At 62.0% G+C, this 16,962-nt stretch carries 20 protein-coding genes; 1 reads left to right on the top strand and 19 read right to left on the bottom strand.

The genetic code is table 11. The features are described from left to right. Positions 1-32: 32 nt before the first annotated feature. The 6 genes from rlmH to obgE all read right to left on the bottom strand — a co-directional run bounded on the left by rlmH (position 33) and on the right by obgE (position 5,329). The gene (gene rlmH / locus E9677_RS20375; RefSeq protein WP_136559888.1) at positions 33-515 is read right to left on the bottom strand and encodes a 23S rRNA (pseudouridine(1915)-N(3))-methyltransferase RlmH; all 483 of its coding nucleotides are present in this window, start codon (positions 513-515) and stop codon (positions 33-35) included. A gap of 103 nt (positions 516-618) precedes the next feature. After that, a complete protein-coding gene (rsfS, locus tag E9677_RS20370; RefSeq protein ID WP_235883045.1) occupies positions 619-978 on the bottom strand; it encodes a ribosome silencing factor in 360 nt (119 codons plus the stop codon). A gap of 183 nt (positions 979-1,161) precedes the next feature. Further along, on the bottom strand, positions 1,162-1,752 hold the full coding sequence (locus tag E9677_RS20365) for a nicotinate-nucleotide adenylyltransferase (protein WP_136560049.1): 591 nt from the start codon (positions 1,750-1,752) through the stop codon (positions 1,162-1,164). A 37-nt stretch (positions 1,753-1,789) separates the two neighbouring features. Further along, a complete protein-coding gene (locus tag E9677_RS20360; RefSeq protein WP_136559886.1) occupies positions 1,790-3,073 on the bottom strand; it encodes a glutamate-5-semialdehyde dehydrogenase in 1,284 nt (427 codons plus the stop codon). Next, positions 3,066-4,241, bottom strand: a complete 1,176-nt coding sequence (gene proB / locus E9677_RS20355) for a glutamate 5-kinase (protein WP_136559885.1) — start codon at positions 4,239-4,241, stop codon at positions 3,066-3,068. Before proB ends, E9677_RS20360 begins: the two co-directional genes overlap by 8 nt. After that, positions 4,241-5,329, bottom strand: a complete 1,089-nt coding sequence (gene obgE, locus E9677_RS20350) for a GTPase ObgE (RefSeq protein ID WP_136559884.1) — start codon at positions 5,327-5,329, stop codon at positions 4,241-4,243. Before obgE ends, proB begins: the two co-directional genes overlap by 1 nt. Before the next feature lie 86 nt (positions 5,330-5,415). Between obgE and E9677_RS20345 the strand changes: the two genes are divergently transcribed. Further along, the gene (locus tag E9677_RS20345; RefSeq protein ID WP_136559883.1) at positions 5,416-6,279 is read left to right on the top strand and encodes an endonuclease/exonuclease/phosphatase family protein; all 864 of its coding nucleotides are present in this window, start codon (positions 5,416-5,418) and stop codon (positions 6,277-6,279) included. Between the two features lie 33 nt (positions 6,280-6,312). Here E9677_RS20345 and E9677_RS20340 read toward each other — a convergent pair whose 3' ends face one another. The 13 genes from E9677_RS20340 to phnL all read right to left on the bottom strand — a co-directional run bounded on the left by E9677_RS20340 (position 6,313) and on the right by phnL (position 16,956). Continuing rightward, complete coding sequence (locus tag E9677_RS20340; RefSeq protein WP_136559882.1) at positions 6,313-6,900, bottom strand: GNAT family N-acetyltransferase; 588 nt, start codon at positions 6,898-6,900, stop codon at positions 6,313-6,315. Continuing rightward, positions 6,897-7,535: a GNAT family N-acetyltransferase gene (locus tag E9677_RS20335; RefSeq protein ID WP_136559881.1), complete on the bottom strand. Its 639-nt coding sequence runs from the start codon at positions 7,533-7,535 to the stop codon at positions 6,897-6,899. The genes E9677_RS20340 and E9677_RS20335 overlap by 4 nt, the downstream gene beginning before the upstream one ends. A gap of 125 nt (positions 7,536-7,660) precedes the next feature. Continuing rightward, on the bottom strand, positions 7,661-7,930 hold the full coding sequence (gene rpmA, locus E9677_RS20330; RefSeq protein WP_112239648.1) for a 50S ribosomal protein L27: 270 nt from the start codon (positions 7,928-7,930) through the stop codon (positions 7,661-7,663). Positions 7,931-7,966: 36 nt separating this feature from the next. Further along, positions 7,967-8,281 carry a 50S ribosomal protein L21 gene (gene rplU / locus E9677_RS20325; RefSeq protein WP_136559880.1) on the bottom strand — a complete coding sequence of 105 codons (315 nt, stop codon included), beginning with the start codon at positions 8,279-8,281 and terminating at the stop codon, positions 7,967-7,969. A gap of 324 nt (positions 8,282-8,605) precedes the next feature. After that, a complete protein-coding gene (gene phnN, locus E9677_RS20320; RefSeq protein ID WP_136560048.1) occupies positions 8,606-9,199 on the bottom strand; it encodes a phosphonate metabolism protein/1,5-bisphosphokinase (PRPP-forming) PhnN in 594 nt (197 codons plus the stop codon). A 2-nt stretch (positions 9,200-9,201) separates the two neighbouring features. Continuing rightward, entirely contained in the window at positions 9,202-10,338 is a 1,137-nt protein-coding gene (locus E9677_RS20315; RefSeq protein WP_136559879.1) for an alpha-D-ribose 1-methylphosphonate 5-triphosphate diphosphatase, read from the bottom strand. A gap of 4 nt (positions 10,339-10,342) precedes the next feature. Then, a complete protein-coding gene (locus tag E9677_RS20310; protein ID WP_136559878.1) occupies positions 10,343-11,044 on the bottom strand; it encodes a DUF1045 domain-containing protein in 702 nt (233 codons plus the stop codon). Positions 11,045-11,096: 52 nt separating this feature from the next. Then, positions 11,097-12,623 carry a phosphonate ABC transporter, permease protein PhnE gene (phnE, locus tag E9677_RS20305; RefSeq protein ID WP_136559877.1) on the bottom strand — a complete coding sequence of 509 codons (1,527 nt, stop codon included), beginning with the start codon at positions 12,621-12,623 and terminating at the stop codon, positions 11,097-11,099. A 7-nt stretch (positions 12,624-12,630) separates the two neighbouring features. Continuing rightward, a complete protein-coding gene (gene phnE / locus E9677_RS20300) occupies positions 12,631-13,593 on the bottom strand; it encodes a phosphonate ABC transporter, permease protein PhnE (protein WP_136559876.1) in 963 nt (320 codons plus the stop codon). Positions 13,594-13,675: 82 nt separating this feature from the next. Continuing rightward, entirely contained in the window at positions 13,676-14,581 is a 906-nt protein-coding gene (gene phnD / locus E9677_RS20295) for a phosphonate ABC transporter substrate-binding protein (RefSeq protein WP_136559875.1), read from the bottom strand. Positions 14,582-14,658: 77 nt separating this feature from the next. Beyond that, a complete protein-coding gene (gene phnC / locus E9677_RS20290; protein ID WP_136559874.1) occupies positions 14,659-15,516 on the bottom strand; it encodes a phosphonate ABC transporter ATP-binding protein in 858 nt (285 codons plus the stop codon). Positions 15,517-15,637: 121 nt separating this feature from the next. Continuing rightward, positions 15,638-16,252 carry a DapH/DapD/GlmU-related protein gene (locus E9677_RS20285; protein WP_136559873.1) on the bottom strand — a complete coding sequence of 205 codons (615 nt, stop codon included), beginning with the start codon at positions 16,250-16,252 and terminating at the stop codon, positions 15,638-15,640. Further along, positions 16,249-16,956, bottom strand: coding sequence for a phosphonate C-P lyase system protein PhnL (phnL, locus tag E9677_RS20280; RefSeq protein WP_136559872.1), 708 nt, complete (start codon positions 16,954-16,956; stop codon positions 16,249-16,251). The genes E9677_RS20285 and phnL overlap by 4 nt, the downstream gene beginning before the upstream one ends. Between the last annotated feature and the right edge of the window lie 6 nt (positions 16,957-16,962).

Here is a 16,962-nt window from a genome sequence, read left to right as displayed (position 1 = left end):
AAAGCATTGCCTCGCAGATCCGCCCCATGGGTTCAAACGCGGTGATAAGGGTGGCCGGTCAGGATGGTCACGGCGCGATAAAGCTGCTCGGCGATCAGGATACGGACCAGCTGATGTGGCCAGGTGAGTTTGCCGAGATTGAGGACGAGGCGGGCGCGATCGCGCAGCTCCGGATCGATGCCGTCGGCGCCTCCAATGACGAAGGCCATGTCGCGCTGGCCGTTGTCGGCAGCGTCACCGACGAATTTCGCAAACTCGGCGCTGTCGAAGGCCTTGCCGCGCTCGTCGAGGACTACGATGAGCGCGCCGTCGGGGATCTGGCGGGAAAGCTCTTGGGCTTCCTCGCGCTTTCTCGTGTCGGCATTGCCGGCGCGGCTTTCATTCAGCTCCACGGAGCGTGTGAATTCGAGGCCGCATTGCGGTCCGGCCTTGGCGAAGCGGTCCAGATAGCGGGACGCGAGTTCCTTCTCTGGTCCGGCTTTCAGCCGGCCAACGGCATAGATGCCAATTTTCATGCGGGCAGTCCCAGTTTCAGGTCACAAAACCATCTCTATCGGCAGGAAGTGTCCCGCCGTGTCAATCCGGCTTCGGGACCGTCCGACGGACGGCCGGCCGTTTTCAGTGCAGGCGATCCTCGATGTCCGGAGTGGCCCACATCCTTTCCAGGTTGTAGACCTCGCGGATTTCGGGACGGAACACATGCACGATGATGTCTCCCGTGTCGATCAAGACCCAATCGCCGTTTTCCAGGCCTTCGACGCGGGCGGAGCCCATGCCTTCGTCCTTCAAGTCGGAAATGAGGTGTTCGCTGATCGCCGAGACATGACGGTTCGAGCGTCCGGATACGACCACCATGTAGTCGCCCAGCGCCGATTTTCCGGCAATGTCGATGGAGACGATGTCTTCTGCTTTCGAGTCCTCGAGGCTTGCGAGGACCAGCTCAAGCGCACGGGCTGCAGCATCGGCGCCACGTTCCATGCTCTTCGGGATTACGCGGGAAGCGCGTCCCTTGGTGTGTACTGTTGTCAGAGTTCGTCCTTTCCTTGGCAAAACAGAACAGCACGTCTGCGATTCTCATAACTCGGATCGCAGCTAAAAGGTGGCATCGATCCACGAATCTTTCAAGACACGGTTGTCGCGGCTCACTCAAACTGTTCGCGATCAGGATTTGTTCGCCGCAGCCCGGAGTGCAGACGAGCTCAGCGTCGATCTCGGCCCGTGGATGAAGGTCCAGGCCGGCGCCCGCTTCTGCCAGAGCACACCGGCGTCGTCCTCGTCGATCCGCGCGAAATCGAAGGTGCGCGCCATCTTCGACGAGAGATAGGCGAGCGTCGAGCCGGGGCGGTCGATGACGGCGATCGGGAAGGTGGTCGCGATCTTCTGCCAGCGTTGCCAGCGATGGAATCCGGCGAGGTTGTCTGCACCCATGATCCAGATGAAGTGCACATGCGGATTGCGGGACCGAATGAATTCCAGCGTTCGGGCCGTATAGCTCGTGCCCAGCGTCTTCTCGAATGCTGTCACCTTGATCCGTGGATCTCCAGCCAGCGCTTCGCAGGCGGCGAGGCGTTCGGCAAGCGGTGCCAGTTCCTTCTGGTTCTTCAGCGGGTTGCCGGGTGTCACCAGCCACCACAGCTGGTCGAGGCCGAGGCGCCGCAGGGCGATCTCGGCCACAAGCAGGTGTCCCGGATGCGGCGGGTTGAAGGAACCGCCGAAGAGACCGACCACCATGCCACGTTCGACATGCGGCATCACAGTATGGCGATGGGCGAGTGCCGCTTCCACCACCTCAGGGACGGACCTGGCCGTTGCCGCGGACGCGATATTTGAAGGAGGTCAGCTGTTCGACGCCGACGGGCCCGCGGGCATGCATTTTGCCGGTGGCGATGCCGATCTCGGCGCCCATGCCGAACTCGCCACCATCGGCAAACTGGGTCGAGGCATTGTGCAGCAGGATGGCCGAATCGATCTCATTGAAAAAGCGCTCGACCACTGCAGGGTTTTCGGCAATCACCGCTTCCGTGTGGTTCGACGAATAGCGGGCTATGTGATCAATGGCGCCACCGATGCCGTCAACCACAGCAACGGAAATGATCGCGTCGAGATATTCGGTGCGCCAATCCTCTTCTGTCGCGGGCTTCAGACCCGGAATGATGCGCAGCACGGTGGCCGAGGCGCGGACTTCACAGCCGGCTTCCGTCAGCGCTTCGATCAGCGGCTGCAGATGCGTGGCGATTGCAGCGCTGTCGACGAGCAGTGTTTCTGCCGAGCCGCAAATGCCGGTGCGACGCATCTTGGCGTTGACGACGATCTTCCTCGCCATGTCGAGATCGGCGGAGCCGTCGATATAGACGTGGCATAGGCCTTCGAGATGGGCGAAGACGGGTACACGGGCTTCCTGCTGGACGCGCGCAACGAGGCTCTTGCCGCCGCGCGGGACTATCACGTCGATCGATCCTTCGAGACCGGAGAGTAGCGCACCGACGGCTGCGCGATCGGTGGTGGGCACGAGCTGGATCGCATCCGCAGGAAGGTCGGCGGAGACCAAGCCCTTGACCAGGCAGGCATGGATGGCGCGCGACGAATGCGCCGAATCCGAGCCGCCGCGTAGGATTACGGCGTTGCCGGCCTTGAGGCACAGCGCGCCGGCATCGGCCGTCACGTTCGGCCGGCTTTCATAGATGACACCGATGACGCCGAGCGGCGTGCGGACGCGCTCGATATGCAGGCCGTTGGGGCGATCCCACTCGGTGATGATAGTGCCGACGGGATCCGGCAGTTCGGCGATCTCGCGCATCGACTGGGCGATGGCTGCAACGCGGTCGGAATTAAGCGTCAGGCGATCGACGAACGACGCGGCGAGGCCAGCCTCTGCGGCATTCTTCAGGTCGAGCGCATTCGCCGCGAGGATATCTGCTTCGGCTGCGATGAGGGCGTCGGCCATCGCCAACAGTGCCTTGTTCTTGGCTTCGGGCGAGGCGACTGCGAGTGGTCGCGCCGCAGCGCGGGCGCGGCGTCCAATGCCGAGCATCAGGCCTTCGACGGAATTCTGGTTCGACACGGTCTCAAGCATGGGCTGCATCCTTTCGGTCAGCGGCTGCGGCATCCCGCTGTCCGAGTTCGGTCATCACGAGGTCGTCTCGGTGGATCATGGCGGCGCGGCCGGCATAACCGAGTATCTGCTCGATTTCGTTGGATTTGCGACCACAAATTCGCCGGGCTTCTTCGGCGTCATAGCCAGCGAGGCCGCGGGCAATCTCGCGTCCCTCGGTCGTGACGATGGAGACGGTATCGCCGCGATGAAAGGCACCGGAAACCGAGCGGACACCTGCCGGCAACAGGCTCTTGCCGGAGCGGAGCGCACCCTCGGCCCCGTTGTCGACCTGCAAGGTGCCTGCAGGCTGCAGCTGGCCGGCGATCCAAGTCTTGCGTGCCGTGACGGGAGACTTGGATGCCGCGAACCAGGAATGTCTTGCGCCGTTCTCGATGGCCGAGAGCGGGTTCATGGTTTTGCCCGAGGCGATGATCATGGCACAGCCGGCGCTGGTTGCGATCTTGCCCGCGTCGATCTTGGTGCGCATGCCACCCCGCGAGAGCTCGGAGGCGGCACCCCCGGCCATGGCTTCGATTGCTGGCGTGATTTCCTCGATCGTTTCGAGGAATAGGGCGCTGGGATCGAGATGCGGCGGGGCGGTATAGAGACCGTCTATGTCCGACAGCAGGACGAGCAGGTCGGCACCTGCCATGGTGGCGACGCGTGCGGCAAGCCGGTCGTTGTCGCCGTAGCGGATTTCCGTGGTCGCGACCGTGTCGTTCTCGTTGATGATCGGCACAGCGCCGATCTTGAGCAGCTGGTTCAGCGTCGCACGGGCGTTCAGATAGCGTCGGCGCTCTTCGGTGTCGCCCAGCGTCAGCAGGACCTGGCCGGCGACGATCTGGTGGCGCGAGAGGCTCTCCGACCAATGCCGGGCAAGCGCGATCTGGCCGACGGCCGCACAGGCCTGGCTCTCTTCGAGCTTGAGGGCGCCCGAGGGCATGTCGAGCACGGTGCGACCGAGCGCGATGGCGCCAGAGGATACGACCAGCACATCCGTGCCGCGCGCCTTCAGCGCAGCGATGTCATCGGAGATGGCATCGAGCCACTCCTTGCGAATACCGGAGCCCCGATCGACCAGCAGAGCGGAGCCGATCTTGATGACGACACGCTTGACGCGGGAGAGCGAGCGGAGCCGGGTTCCCATCAGTCGTCGCCTTCTCCGTCCAGTCCGGCCTCGAGATTGCCGTCGTCATCGCGGTTGCGGCGGTTCTTCTCGCGCTTTTCCGGCAGGGGCCGATTGCCCTGGGCGGCGACAATGACGTCACGCAGGGCGCGCAAAGCGTCGGTCATGCCCTTGCTGGTGATAGCAGAGAGCAGAAGAGGTGTCTGGCCGCAGGCTTTCTTCAGCTCCGCTGCCTTCTTCTTCAGCTCCGTCTCATCGAGCACGTCGATCTGTGACAACGCCACGATTTCCGGCTTGTCTTCGAGGCCAGCACCATAGGCGTCGAGTTCGTGGCGTACGGTCTTGTACGCCTTGCCGACTTCTTCTTCCTGGGACGAAACGAGGTGCAGGAGTACGCGGGTGCGCTCTACATGGCCGAGGAAGCGATCGCCAATGCCCACACCTTCATGCGCGCCTTCGATCAGGCCCGGAATGTCGGCCAGAATGAATTCCCGCTCGTCGATGGTCGCGACGCCGAGGTTCGGATGCAGCGTGGTGAAGGGGTAGTTGGCAATCTTCGGCCGGGCGCGCGTCACGGATGCGAGGAAGGTCGATTTGCCGGCATTCGGCAGTCCGACGAGGCCGGCATCGGCGATCAGCTTCAGCCGCAGCCAGACTGTCATGTCCTCGCCTTCGAGGCCGGGATTGGCCCAGTCGGGCGCCTGGTTGGTCGCGGTCTTGAAATGCGCGTTGCCAAAGCCGCCATTGCCGCCCTTGGCAATGCGGAAACGCTGGCCCTCGACCGTCATGTCGACGATCAGGGTTTCGTTGTCTTCTTCGAAGATCTGTGTGCCGACGGGAACCTTGAGCGTCACATCGTCGCCATTGGCGCCGGTGCGGTTGCGGCCCATGCCGTGCGTGCCGGTCTTGGCCTTGAAATGTTGCTGGAAGCGGAAGTCGATGAGCGTGTTGAGGCCGTTGACCGCCTCCACCCAGACATCGCCGCCACGACCGCCGTCGCCGCCGTCAGGACCGCCGAATTCGATGAACTTTTCGCGCCGAAACGAGACAGCACCGGCGCCACCGTCGCCCGAGCGGATATATACCTTAGCTTCGTCGAGAAATTTCATCTTGCTGCCGTCAATTCTTCTGTCAGGTTCTGCGCGGAGATTGCGGCCATCGATATAGCCGCTTGAAGCGGAGGTCAAAGTTTATCGTGAAGTTCGTGAGCTACAACATCCAGTATGGCTTCGGCCAGGACGGGCGTTTCGACCCTGCACGCATCGCCGAGAGCATGCGCGAAGCAGACGTGATCGCGCTGCAGGAGGTCACCCGGGGCTATAGTCGGAATGGCTATGCGGATTTGGTCGAGACCTTTTCCGCGCTCTTTCCCGACTACTTCGCAGCCTTCGGTCCGGCCTGTGATGTGCTGGTCGATCACCAGATCGTCGATGGTCGCCTTCGCGAAAGGCGGTTCCAGTTCGGCAACATGGTTCTGTCGCGCTATCCGATCCGCGCCAGTCGCAACCTGCTCCTGCCGCGCAACCGGACCTTCGATAAGCTGAACCTCCAGCGCGGCGCGCTGGAAACGATTATCGACGCGCCGGGTGGGGCGCTGAGGGTCTATTCCGTCCATCTCGACCATGTCTCGCCCGACGAACGACTGGCCCAGATCGCGTTTCTCAAGGACCGCGCCTGTCGCTATCTGGACGAAGGCGGCGCCTTGACCGGTGCCGTCGAATTTGCGGTTTCGGATCCGCCGCTGCCGGCGGAATTCCTGATCATGGGCGATTTCAACATGCAGCCCGAAAGCCCCGAATACGTGGCCATGGTCGGTCGAAATGATGCGTATTACGGGCGCGCGCCGAGAGCCGGCTATCCGACGGATGCCGAGGCGCATCTGAAGTCTCGCCCGACGGACGGCTACAGCTGGATCAGCGAGGATCAATCGCGTCGCATGCATCTGGATTACTGCTTCGTCAGTGGAGGCCTCGTTCATCGTCTGAAGGCCTGTCGGGTGGACAATTCCGCTCGCGGCTCCGACCACTTTCCTGTCTGGATCGAACTTGCGGAGGGTTGAGCTCCGGGCGGTGAGCGCCCGGAGCATTGTCGGCTATGCTTTGCGCCGGCGCGATGCAAAGTCTGCTTGCGAGAGCCGTGACTCCACGAGCGGTGCCATGGCATTACGCGCCTTGGAGAAGACATCCCGCACGCCTGATATGCGAAAGCCCCGTGCTTCCAGCAGGCGGAGCGAGGCCGGGTTATCGGCAAAGGCGGCACCGTGGATCTCGGCCTGCGGCAAACGCTGGAAGAAGCGCTCGAGTGCTGCTTCGACTGCTTCGGTCATCAGGCCGCGGCCCCAGTAGAAGCGATTCAGCCAGTAGCCGATGTGCCAGAGGCCGTGCCGGAGCTCCAGGGAGGCCACGCCGACATGCACGCCGTCGAACGTGATGGCGAAATGCCAGTCGGGCTTCAACCCTGATGTCACCATGTTCAGCCAGTCGCGACCGTCCTCCCGATCATAGGGGGCCGGCACCCGCGTCAACATGCGGGCGACGCTGAAATCGCTGAGCGAGGCAGCGATCGCATCCGCGTCCTGCATCCGGTGAGGACGCAGGACGAGGCGTGCCGTTTCGATGACCTGGCAGGGGCCGGGCATTGCCGGCGTGATCGCCGGCCTTTCTGCTAGCATCGCGCTCATCGCATCTCTCCCCAGCTCTTCAGCGACAGCCAGGTCTTGCGGTCGAGCCTGTACCATTCGACGGGGACGGTGCCGCCCATGGCGAGGTTGCCGACCATGCCGGTGCCCTGGAACTGGAAGCCCGACTTCTGGATGACGCGGCGCGAGGCGATGTTGGTCACCCGGCAGCGCGCATCGATGCGAGACACCCATTCACGGGTGCGGAACGCCATATCGATCAGCGCATGGGCGGCTTCGGTGGCATAACCCCTGTTCCAGTAAGGCTCACCCAGCCAATATCCCAGCTCCAGGATCGTATCATCGACGGGGTTGGGCTCCATCGCGCAGCAACCGAGGAACTCGCCATTGTCCGCTTTCGTGATGGCATAGACGCACTTGCCGATCTCGCCGATATTCGTGCGTCGCACGAAGTCGGCCGCGTCTTTCGCCGTGTAGGGATGCGGCATGCGCGCCACCATGGTGGCGATGGCGGCGTTGTTGGCGAGATGGGCAAGGGCGTCGATGTCTTCGATGTGGGGTGCGCGCAGGACGAGCCTTTGCGACAATAAGACAGGGCAATCGCTCCTCGGCCGATCAGGCCTTGGTTGTTCTTCGGGTGACCGTGATTGGTCATCCCTCAACATCAGACTTTGCATGGTTCAGTCTCCTTCGTTGGACAAGAAAAAAGGGGAGATGGCGCCCCATCTCCCCTTTTTCTAAACTGAACCTGATGCGGTCAGCCGGGTCGATGAGACGCCGGCTGTTTTAGAGCGCTACCGGCTTATTCCGCTGCTTCGGCTTTCGGCATTACAGACACGAAGACTCGACCGTTCGACTTCGTACGGTAGTCCACATTGCCGGCCGTGAGTGCAAAGATGGTATGGTCCTTGCCCATGCCGACGTTCGCGCCCGGATGCCACTGGGTGCCGCGCTGACGCACGATGATGTTGCCCGGAATGACGACTTCGCCACCGAACTTCTTCACGCCGAGGCGCTTGGAATTGGAATCGCGACCGTTGCGCGAGGAACCGCCAGCTTTTTTGTGTGCCATGGGAGTTCTCCTTTAAACCTTGTTCTTAGACGCGCTTCAGGCAGCGACGATGTCGGTGATGCGCACCACGGTGTGGTGCTGACGATGGCCGCGCGAACGCTTGGAGTTCTGACGACGACGCTTCTTGAAGGCGATGACCTTCTTGCCGCGCATCTGCTCGACAACTTCGGCCGTGACCTTGGCGCCAGCCACGAAGGGCGCGCCGATGGTCGCTGTTTCGCCTTCGCCGACGATCAGGATCTCGGTGAATTCGATGGTTGCACCAGCGTCGGCTTCCAGCTTTTCGATGGTCAGCACGTCGTTGGCGTTTACGCGGTACTGCTTACCGCCGGTTTTGATGACTGCGAACATTGTTTATCCTTTCATGTTCGTTCCGGCTCTCCCCTTGCGAGGGGCCGTCTTTTTGCCAGTCGGAGGAGCGGAACCTTCGTTCCGCCAGTTCAACTTCGCGCATCGCGAAGGACATAAGGCGCAGTTCACCCACACGTTAAGTCGAGGGTCGCATACGTGAGGTGTCCGATTGAGTCAAGATGAAAGCGGGAGAAACTGCCGCATTCATCGCAGCATTGGGGTCGAGTTGCCGCAATGAGACACACTGCGCCATCGAGCGCCGATCGATGTGGATACAGAGGGGGGCTGAGCCGCGCTGCACTTCGGGCGCCGGATCGCACGCTATTACTTGCGGAACAGTCCCTGGATCAGGTTCACAAGTTCTGTGCCGGCAAGGTCGAGTTCCCCGCTGTTGTCGATGGTGACGACATGCAGATCCGGCGGCAGAGGCTCGGACGATCGTGCGAGACGGGCTTCGATGTCAGCGGCAGTCTCGCGTCCACGTGTGGCGAGTCGTTTGGCCAGGATCTCCGGACGCGCCGTGACGTTTACCACCACCAGCTGTGGAAATGCGGCGCGGAAGGCATCGAGCGCGGAGCGGGATCCGTTGGCGATGACGACATGGCCCGAGGCGAGATCGTCGTAGACGTCTGCGGGGATGCCATAGCCGAGGCCGTGGGCCTGCCAGCTCACCGCAAAGGCCCCGGACTTCGAGAGCTCTTCGAAAGCTTCCGGAGTCACAGCGTGATGGTCTTCGCCAACGGCGTCCTCAGCGCGGGTGATGACGCGGCGAACGAAGCGCAGGTTGTCTCTTCCGGCGAAGTGGTGCCGGGCGATATCCATCAGGCTGTCCTTGCCGACGCCACTCGGGCCGACGACGGCGATCAGCGTGCCGGTTGCCGCATTCTTCTCGCTCGCTACGCCTTTCGCCACTTGCATCATCAGGCCACCCGGCGTCCTTCTCGCCAGACGGCACGAATGACAGGAACGCCCTCATCTCGGCGGACACGCACGAGGTCTGCGCGCAGGCCGGTTTCGATGCGGCCCCGATCAGACAGGCTGACTGTGCGGGCCGGCGTCGCCGTCACCATGGCAACAGCCTGGGGCAGCGAAATGCCGTCGATCTCATCGGCCAGAACGAAGCTCGCATGCAGGAGGCTGAGCGGTACGTAATCCGAGGAAAGCACATCGAGTACGCCGCGCTTTGCGAGATCGCGGGCGGCGATGTTGCCGGAATGAGACTTGCCGCGCACCACGTTGGGAGCGCCCATGAGGACGCTCATGCCCGATTTATGTGAGGCTTCGGCCGCCTCGAAACTGGTCGGAAATTCCGCAAGCTTTACGCCATGCCCCTTGGCTTCCTCGACATGGGCGAGTGTTGCGTCGTCATGGCTGGCGACCGTGATCCCGCGCTCGGCGCAGGCCTTGGCGAGCGCATCGCGATGCACAGTCGAATAGCGCTCCGAAAGCGCGAGGCGGCTGTCGACGAAGCGGGCGAACTGCTCGTCGGTCAATCCGCGCTTGGTCTTATAGTAGAGCGTGTACTGCTCCATCGTCTGGAACTGACGCTGGCCCGGCGAATGATCCATGAGCGAGACGAGGCGCACATGGGGGTCCTTTTCGAAGTCGGCGAAGTGATCGAGCACGTTGTCGGAGGCGACCTCGCAGCGCAGGTGGATCAGGTGTTCGGCCCGGAGGCGATCATCGCGCTCGGCGGCCTGAATGGCGTCTGCCATGTCGCGCATCTCACCCTTGTCGAAACCGCCGTCTTCGTCGGAGCCCATGCGCAGGCAATCGAAGACGGTGGTGATGCCCGAGGTGACGATCTGGGCGTCGTGGGCCTGGATTGCGGAGGTCATGTGCCAGCGAACACCCGGACGGGGCGAGTAATGCGATTCCAGGTGGTCGGTATGCAGTTCGACGAGACCCGGGATCAGATAGTCGCCACCAAAGTCCTCGCCGATCGCGCTCCGACCTTCATCGATCGATGCGATCTTGCCGTCGCGAACGAGGACACTGCCGTCGACGATGCGGTCTTCGAGCACGATGCGGGCGTTGGAAAAGATCTGTTCGGACATGGGATCAGCCGTTCGGTTGGGCGCCTGTCAGCGGCAGCCGTGAATGGACAAGGAAAGGTGCGCCGCGCTCGGGCTCGACGAAAAGCGCAAGCCCGTCGATCCGGAGAGGGCGGCCGATGAAACCGGCGAAGCGGTCTTTGAGGATTTTGGCCATGGCCGGCGCCTGGGCGTCGGGGATGGGTCCTGTCAGCGTCATGTGAAAACGGAATTCATCAAAGACATAGGGATAACCCCAGCGCACGAGGTTGTCGCGCTGGCGTAGGGGAAGGCTGTCGGGCTTCCGCCGCTCGATATCAATCTCCGACAGTGGCGCGCGAAAGGGCTCGAAGGTTTGGACGACGCTGGCTGCGAACTCCTGCAGCGGCGGGTGCAGCCGTTCCGGAATTAGGGCGAAGAATGGTCCGAGCTGGCCGACGATCACGGAGGGGATCTCGAGCGGTGCCGTTTTCTCCGCAAAGGCGGCAATCGCGACCAGAAGATCGTCTTCGCTCATACCTTCCGCCAGCTGAAACGGGGCCTTGAGTGTCGCGTGAAAGCCGTATCGCCGGGGATCGGCAGTCAGTGCATCCAGCTCTTCCGTCTGGAAACCCTCTTCAGCCATTCTCGACTGCGCAGAGCCGGTGAAGGCATCGCGCCCCAGCCAAACCGCTGCCGTCCGGCTCAGCGGGTCGTCGACGGTTGGACAGAAATAGATGGCGTAACGCAAGGGTATGTCTTTCGTGTCAGGCGGTGGTGGAGCATGTCCCCCACCACGCAAATCAGTGGCGGCTCTTGCCCATCAGGCGCGAGCGCAGGCTATTGGAGATGGCGTCGAATAGGAACACCACAATCAGGATCAGCAGCACCATATAGGCGACATTTTCCCAGTCGGAATTGGTGCGCATGGCTTCCCAGAGCTTGAGGCCGATGCCGCCCGCGCCGACCGCGCCGATAATGGTCGCAGATCGTGTGTTCGACTCCCAGAAATAGAGGGCTTGAGAGGCAAAGACCGGCATCACCTGCGGCAGCACGCCGAAGCGCTGGACGGCCGCTGCCGGGGCACCGACCGATTTGACGCCCTCGCGCTGCTTGTCGTCGATGTTCTCCAGCGCTTCGGAATAGAGCTTGCCCAGCGTTCCCGTGTCGGTGACGAAGATCGCGGAGATGCCGGCCAGCGGTCCCGGTCCGAAGGCGCGCGTGAAGAACAGGGCCCAGATCAACATGTCGACGGACCGGACGAAGTCGAAGAAGCGCTTGGTGATCTGGTTGATCGGGCGATTGCGGGTGATGTTGCGTGCCGCGATGAAGGAGAGCGGAAAAGCCACCAGCATGGCAAGCAGCGTGCCCATGAAGGCCATGACGATGGTCTGCAGCAGCTTCGTCCAGACGTCGAGATGCTGCCAGGAGGCGTTGTAGAGGATGTTGTTCCAGGCAAGCGCCAGATTGCTCATCTTGGGGTCGATACGCTCTCCGGAAGAGATCGATTGCCAGACTTCGCCGGAAGAGAGGCCGAAGAAGGGCGAATTGGTATCGAAGACGAAGTTCTCCCAGCCGAAGAAGCGCTTGCGGACGCGGACGCGATCAGAGGACACGTCGATCCAACCGGCCGAGCCAAAATAGGCGATGACGCGACCGCCTTCGAGGCGCTGTTCCACCCAATCGGCACTCTCGCCCTCGATGGTCACGGTGTCTCTTGTCGGGTCCAACAGTAGCGTCACCATCTGTTCGCCGCGCACCAGCGTCACGCGATCTCCGACTATGTCGATACGGGCGCTGCCGGCAAGCGCGACCCGAGCTTCCGTGATCACCTCTTCGTTCACGACTGTCGGCCGGGCGGCGGTGGTGTCGGTGCCCGTCGTCCCTGGTTGTGCCTGAGGCGTCGGGGAGGTCATGAAACTGAAGGAGGAATTGGCGGTCGGAGCAGCTGGTGACGGAGCCGTTGTCGCCGAAGGTACCGGTGCCGAACGAGCGATCGTTTCGCGAGTCGTCGCGATCCAGTCGGGGTTCGGGTTGGGTCCGATCGGGTCAAAACGAGGATAGGTGACGGTGATGGCACCATCCCGGTCGATATCGAATTCGGGGCGGATCTCATAGGAGACCCAGTCGGCAAGATAGTTGCCGGCAATCCCCCAATTGGCCTGGGTAAGCGTCTTGCCGATGGCGAAGAACCACCAGCAGAAAACGAGATAGAGTGCGAGAAGTCCGATTGAAACCGGAATCCGATAGCGTTGCCAGAAACTGCGCTCCAGCACCTGCGGATAGCGTTCAGCCAGACGGTTCAGTTCGGCGGCGTTCATCATGGACATCGTAACCTCACGTGACCGACTGGAAGGCCTGCTCGCCGACGAGCTTGCGACGCAGCCATGCTGAGAACTGGTCGACGGCAATGACGGTCGACAGAAGGAGAAGAATGATCGCGAGCGTCTTGGCTTCGTGGCCCTGGCCGATCGAGAGGCGGAGCGCTTCGCCGATCCCGCCGCCACCGACTGCGCCGATGATCGTCGAGGCGCGCACATTGATTTCGAGGCGCAGGAGGAAGTAGCTCATGAAGTTCGGCATGACCTGGGGCGTGATTGCGAACCAGACGCGCTCGAACCAGTTTGCACCGACCGCCCTCAGGCCTTCGTCCGGGCGCATGTCGGCATTTTCGATGACCTCGAAGAACATTTTTCCGAGCGCGCCGATGGTGTGGACCGTGACGGCGATGATGGCAGGGATCGGGCCAAGTGACAGGATTGCGAGGAAGAAGCCGGCGATGACCACTTCCGGAAAGGCGCGCAGGATTTCCATGAAGCGACGCACTGGCCAACGGATCCATGTATTTGCCATGGTGTTCTTGGCGGCGAGAAAGGCGAGCGCATAGCCGAAGATCATCGCGATCACGGTGGACAGCAGCGCGATGTTCACCGTTTCCAGCATCTTGTGAAAGTATTCGGGGATGTAGAGGCTTTCGGTGATGTAGAACCGCCCCTCCGGGTAATTGTACTTCAGACTGCCATCATCATAGGGTGACGGCAGGTCGAAAAGGGCGCGCCAGATCTCCCATCCGTCACGAGGGGCGAGGTCACCGATAAAATCAAAGAGATAAGGCAGTCTGTCGAAGAACTTGCCGGCATTCGACTCGTTGGCGAACCACAGCGAACCGGTGACAGCCAGGATCAGAACCACGGCGCCGAGGCCAGTATAGATGCGCCGCTTTGCTGCGAGTTCCTGCCAATGGCGCTCTACGACCGCGCCGCGTTCGCTCAGTGTGGGCTGTGTCGCCGTCATGGCCATGACCACAATTCCTCTGGGGAAGGCTTCAAGGAAAGACCGCCGGCGGTGTCCCGACCGGCGGTCCCAATTGTACCGTCAGCGATCAGCCGCCGATGGTTGCCTTGCGGGCGTCGATGATCGGCTTGTAGAAGTCGACATTGACTTCGGTGTAGCCGGAGAAGTCGCCGCCCTGAACTGCCGAGAAGCAGGCCGGGTCGGTCTTCGGCAGATCGACCATGAACTGCTTGAACTTGGTCTTCATGTCATCGTTCATCGAGGTGCGGACGACGATCGGGCCGTTCGGGATCAGCGGGGACTTCCAGACTTCGACGAGGTCGTCCATGTTCAGGACGCCCTTGTCGACCATCTTGCGCAGGTTGCCGGAGGAGTAGCCGTCCTTGAAATCGCCGACGCCCGAGCCCCAGGTCGTGCCGACGTCGAAGGTGCCCTTGACGACTTCGAGAACGAGGTTCTCATGGCCACCGCCGAAGCCAGTGGAGGCGACAACCTGATCAACCGGTGCGCCGAGCGCTTCCGGCAGGGTGACGAGGGGCACGAGGTAGCCGGAGGTGGAGTCCGGATCGGCATAACCGAGCTTCTTGCCCTTGACGTCTTCGATCTTGGTGATGCCCGAATCCTTGCGGGCGACCATGATCGAGTAATAGCCGCTGGAGCCGTCGGTCTGGACGGTGGTCAGGATCGGCTCGACGGCGTCTTCCTTGGCGAGGTAGACCTTGGCGAAGGCCGAAGCGCCGAGTTCGGCGTAGTCGAGCGTGCCGCCGAGCAGGCCCTGGACGACGCCGTCATAATCGGCGGCCGGGAAGAGCGAGACCTTTTCGACGCCGAGAACCGACGGCAGCTTTTCGGTCATGCACTGGAAGTTACGCAGGCGGTCGGCTTCGTTTTCGCCGCCGAGGATGCCGATGCGGAATTCCTTGAGGTCTTCGGCATGGACGCCGGAAGCCAGAGCAACGAGTGCCGCCGTGGCGAGCAGGGTCTTCTTCAACATGAGTGCATCTCCTGTTTCGTAGGATGAGGAATGTCTTGCGGTATTGCCCTTATCGCAGGGCCAGCGATCTTCGTGGCTCAGGCCTCGGCGACTGCGAGAGGGCGGAGGCCAGCGGAGGGGATCTTGCGCTGTTCGTTGTCTTGATGCGCAATGTTGATGCTGGTCGAGGTCATGGTCTCGTCGATGCCGGCGCCATGCTGGTCGGCGCCGTAGATCTCATGCACAGCCTCGGCCGTCAGTTCTGCCGGCGTGCCGTCGAAAACGACACGGCCCCGCGCCATGCCGATGATGCGCTCGCAGTAATTGCGCGCGGTGTCGAGCGTGTGCAGGTTGGTGATGACTGTGATGCCTTCCCGTTCGTTGATGTCGCGCAGCGCATCCATGACGATCTTGGCGTTGAGCGGGTCGAGCGAAGCGATCGGCTCGTCGGCGAGGATCATCTTTGGCGACTGCATGAGCGCACGGGCAATTGCGACGCGCTGCTGCTGACCGCCGGACAGGGTGCCGGCTGCCTGCAGGGCGGTCTGCTCGATGCCGAGACGCTCCAATGCAGCGATTGCCATAAGACGCTCTTCGCGGGTGAAGACGTTGAGGATCGAAAGCGCGGTAGAGCGATGATTGAGGCGACCAAGAAGAACGTTGGTCAGCACATCGAGGCGCGGCACCAGGTTAAACTGCTGGAAGATCATGGCGCAGTCGCGCTGCCAGTTGCGCAAGGCGGCACCATGGAGATTGGAGATCTCGAGATCGCCGAAACGAATGCTGCCAGAGGTCGGATCGACGAGGCGATTGATCATGCGCAGCAGTGTCGACTTGCCGGCACCCGAGCGGCCGATCACGCCGACCATCTGGCCGGTGGGGATCTCCAGGGCCACTGAGTCCACAGCCTTGTTGGTCCCGAATTGTCGGGTGAGGTTGTCCAGCCTGAAGAGCATCGTCTTTCCTTCGCCGTCATTGATTGCGGTGCTGAGAATGCATTAACGCTGGTCCGTGAAGCCGGAATGTCAGATTTGTGTAGGATTTGTTAAACTGTGTAAGTCTCTGAAAAATTTGCGATTAGGCGTATTTTTCGAGGAAAGCTTCAGTGTCAATGTGACGAAAATCGTCGAGTGCGGCGAACAGCCGATCGTGATCCCAGTTCCACCAGGCGAGCGCCTGCATGCGTTCGGCAACTGACTTTGGAAATCGTTCACGGATGAGCCTGGCCGGGACTCCACCGACGATTGTGTAGGGGGCTACATCGCGTGACACGACGGCGCCTGCGCCGATCACCGCACCGTCGCCAACGGTCACGCCTGGCAAGACGGTCGCACCATGGCCGATCCAGACGTCGTGGCCGATTTCCACCCGGTTTCCACGGCGCCAGGCGAAGAAATCGTGGTCGTTCTCGGCGCCATCGAAATAGTCGGCAGCGCGATAGGTGAAGTGGTGCAGCGTTGGGCGCCAGGTGGGGTGGTTGGTTGCGTTGATGCGCACGGCAGCAGCGATGTTGGCGAACTTGCCGACCGTGGCGCACCAGATGGAGCCGTCCTGCATGATGTAGGAATAGTCGCCCATTTCCACTTCTTCGAGACGGCAACGATCGGCGACTTCCGTGTAGCGGCCGAGCGTCGAATTCACGACCTGAGCGGTCTCGTGGACAAGGGGTTCAATCCCGAGCTTCTTCGTCATGCGGCGGCCTTCCGGGGCGAAAACTGCATGACGTCGAGGATCCGGTCGGCAACCGCTTCGCGGACTTCCTCGTCGTGGAAGATGCCGAGCAGTGCGACGCCCGCTTCCTTCTTGGCACGGATCATCGAGACAACTACGGCGCGGTTCGTGGCATCGAGCGAAGCGGTGGGCTCGTCCAGCAACAGCACGGCATGATCGGTAATGAAGCCGCGTGCGATGTTGACGCGCTGCTGCTCACCGCCGGAGAAGGTTGAGGGGGGCAGCTGCCAGAGATCCCGAGGTAAGTTTAGCCGGCTCAGAAGTTCACTCGCGCGTTCGCGGGCTTCTTCGGCTGCCACACCGCGTGCAACAAGTGGTTCTGCGACGACATCGAGCGTCGAGACGCGGGGTACGGTTCGCAGGAACTGGCTGACATAACCGAGTGTGCCGCGCCGGACTTCGAGCACCGTACGCGGATCGGCGCTGGCGATATCGACGATGCGGCCGCCGTGATCGACCAGGATCTGTCCCTGGTCGACGGCATAGTTGCCGTAGAGCATCTTCAGGATCGAGCTTTTGCCGATACCCGAAGGGCCGCCGAGCACAACGCATTCCCCGGCTGCCACCGAGAAAGATACGTTGGAGATGACCGGCAGGACGAGCCCGCCGCGCAGATGCATGATGAAGCTTTTCGCGACTTCCGAAACGATGAGGGGCGTGGCCATGGATAT

It is taken from the genome of Peteryoungia rhizophila, from assembly GCF_004912145.1.
In the GTDB taxonomy this organism is placed as follows: Bacteria; Pseudomonadota; Alphaproteobacteria; order Rhizobiales; family Rhizobiaceae; genus Allorhizobium; species Allorhizobium rhizophilum.
This window is presented reverse-complemented; position numbering and strand designations above follow the sequence as displayed.

Coding starts and splice junctions, on each gene's coding strand:
- E9677_RS20285 (WP_136559873.1), bottom strand. CDS start 16,252: ATGACGAAGAAGCTCGGGATTGAACCCCTTGTCCACGAGACCGCTCAG.
- phnE (WP_136559876.1), bottom strand. CDS start 13,593: ATGGCCATGACGGCGACACAGCCCACACTGAGCGAACGCGGCGCGGTC.
- E9677_RS20315 (WP_136559879.1), bottom strand. CDS start 10,338: ATGTCCGAACAGATCTTTTCCAACGCCCGCATCGTGCTCGAAGACCGC.
- E9677_RS20365 (WP_136560049.1), bottom strand. CDS start 1,752: ATGCCGCATGTCGAACGTGGCATGGTGGTCGGTCTCTTCGGCGGTTCC.
- rsfS (WP_235883045.1), bottom strand. CDS start 978: ATGGAACGTGGCGCCGATGCTGCAGCCCGTGCGCTTGAGCTGGTCCTC.
- E9677_RS20335 (WP_136559881.1), bottom strand. CDS start 7,535: ATGCAAAGTCTGATGTTGAGGGATGACCAATCACGGTCACCCGAAGAA.
- E9677_RS20340 (WP_136559882.1), bottom strand. CDS start 6,900: ATGAGCGCGATGCTAGCAGAAAGGCCGGCGATCACGCCGGCAATGCCC.
- rlmH (WP_136559888.1), bottom strand. CDS start 515: ATGAAAATTGGCATCTATGCCGTTGGCCGGCTGAAAGCCGGACCAGAG.
- proB (WP_136559885.1), bottom strand. CDS start 4,241: ATGGGAACCCGGCTCCGCTCGCTCTCCCGCGTCAAGCGTGTCGTCATC.
- phnC (WP_136559874.1), bottom strand. CDS start 15,516: ATGCTCTTCAGGCTGGACAACCTCACCCGACAATTCGGGACCAACAAG.
- phnN (WP_136560048.1), bottom strand. CDS start 9,199: ATGCAAGTGGCGAAAGGCGTAGCGAGCGAGAAGAATGCGGCAACCGGC.
- phnE (WP_136559877.1), bottom strand. CDS start 12,623: ATGTCCATGATGAACGCCGCCGAACTGAACCGTCTGGCTGAACGCTAT.
- E9677_RS20360 (WP_136559886.1), bottom strand. CDS start 3,073: ATGCTTGAGACCGTGTCGAACCAGAATTCCGTCGAAGGCCTGATGCTC.
- phnL (WP_136559872.1), bottom strand. CDS start 16,956: ATGGCCACGCCCCTCATCGTTTCGGAAGTCGCGAAAAGCTTCATCATG.
- rplU (WP_136559880.1), bottom strand. CDS start 8,281: ATGTTCGCAGTCATCAAAACCGGCGGTAAGCAGTACCGCGTAAACGCC.
- rpmA (WP_112239648.1), bottom strand. CDS start 7,930: ATGGCACACAAAAAAGCTGGCGGTTCCTCGCGCAACGGTCGCGATTCC.
- obgE (WP_136559884.1), bottom strand. CDS start 5,329: ATGAAATTTCTCGACGAAGCTAAGGTATATATCCGCTCGGGCGACGGT.
- phnD (WP_136559875.1), bottom strand. CDS start 14,581: ATGTTGAAGAAGACCCTGCTCGCCACGGCGGCACTCGTTGCTCTGGCT.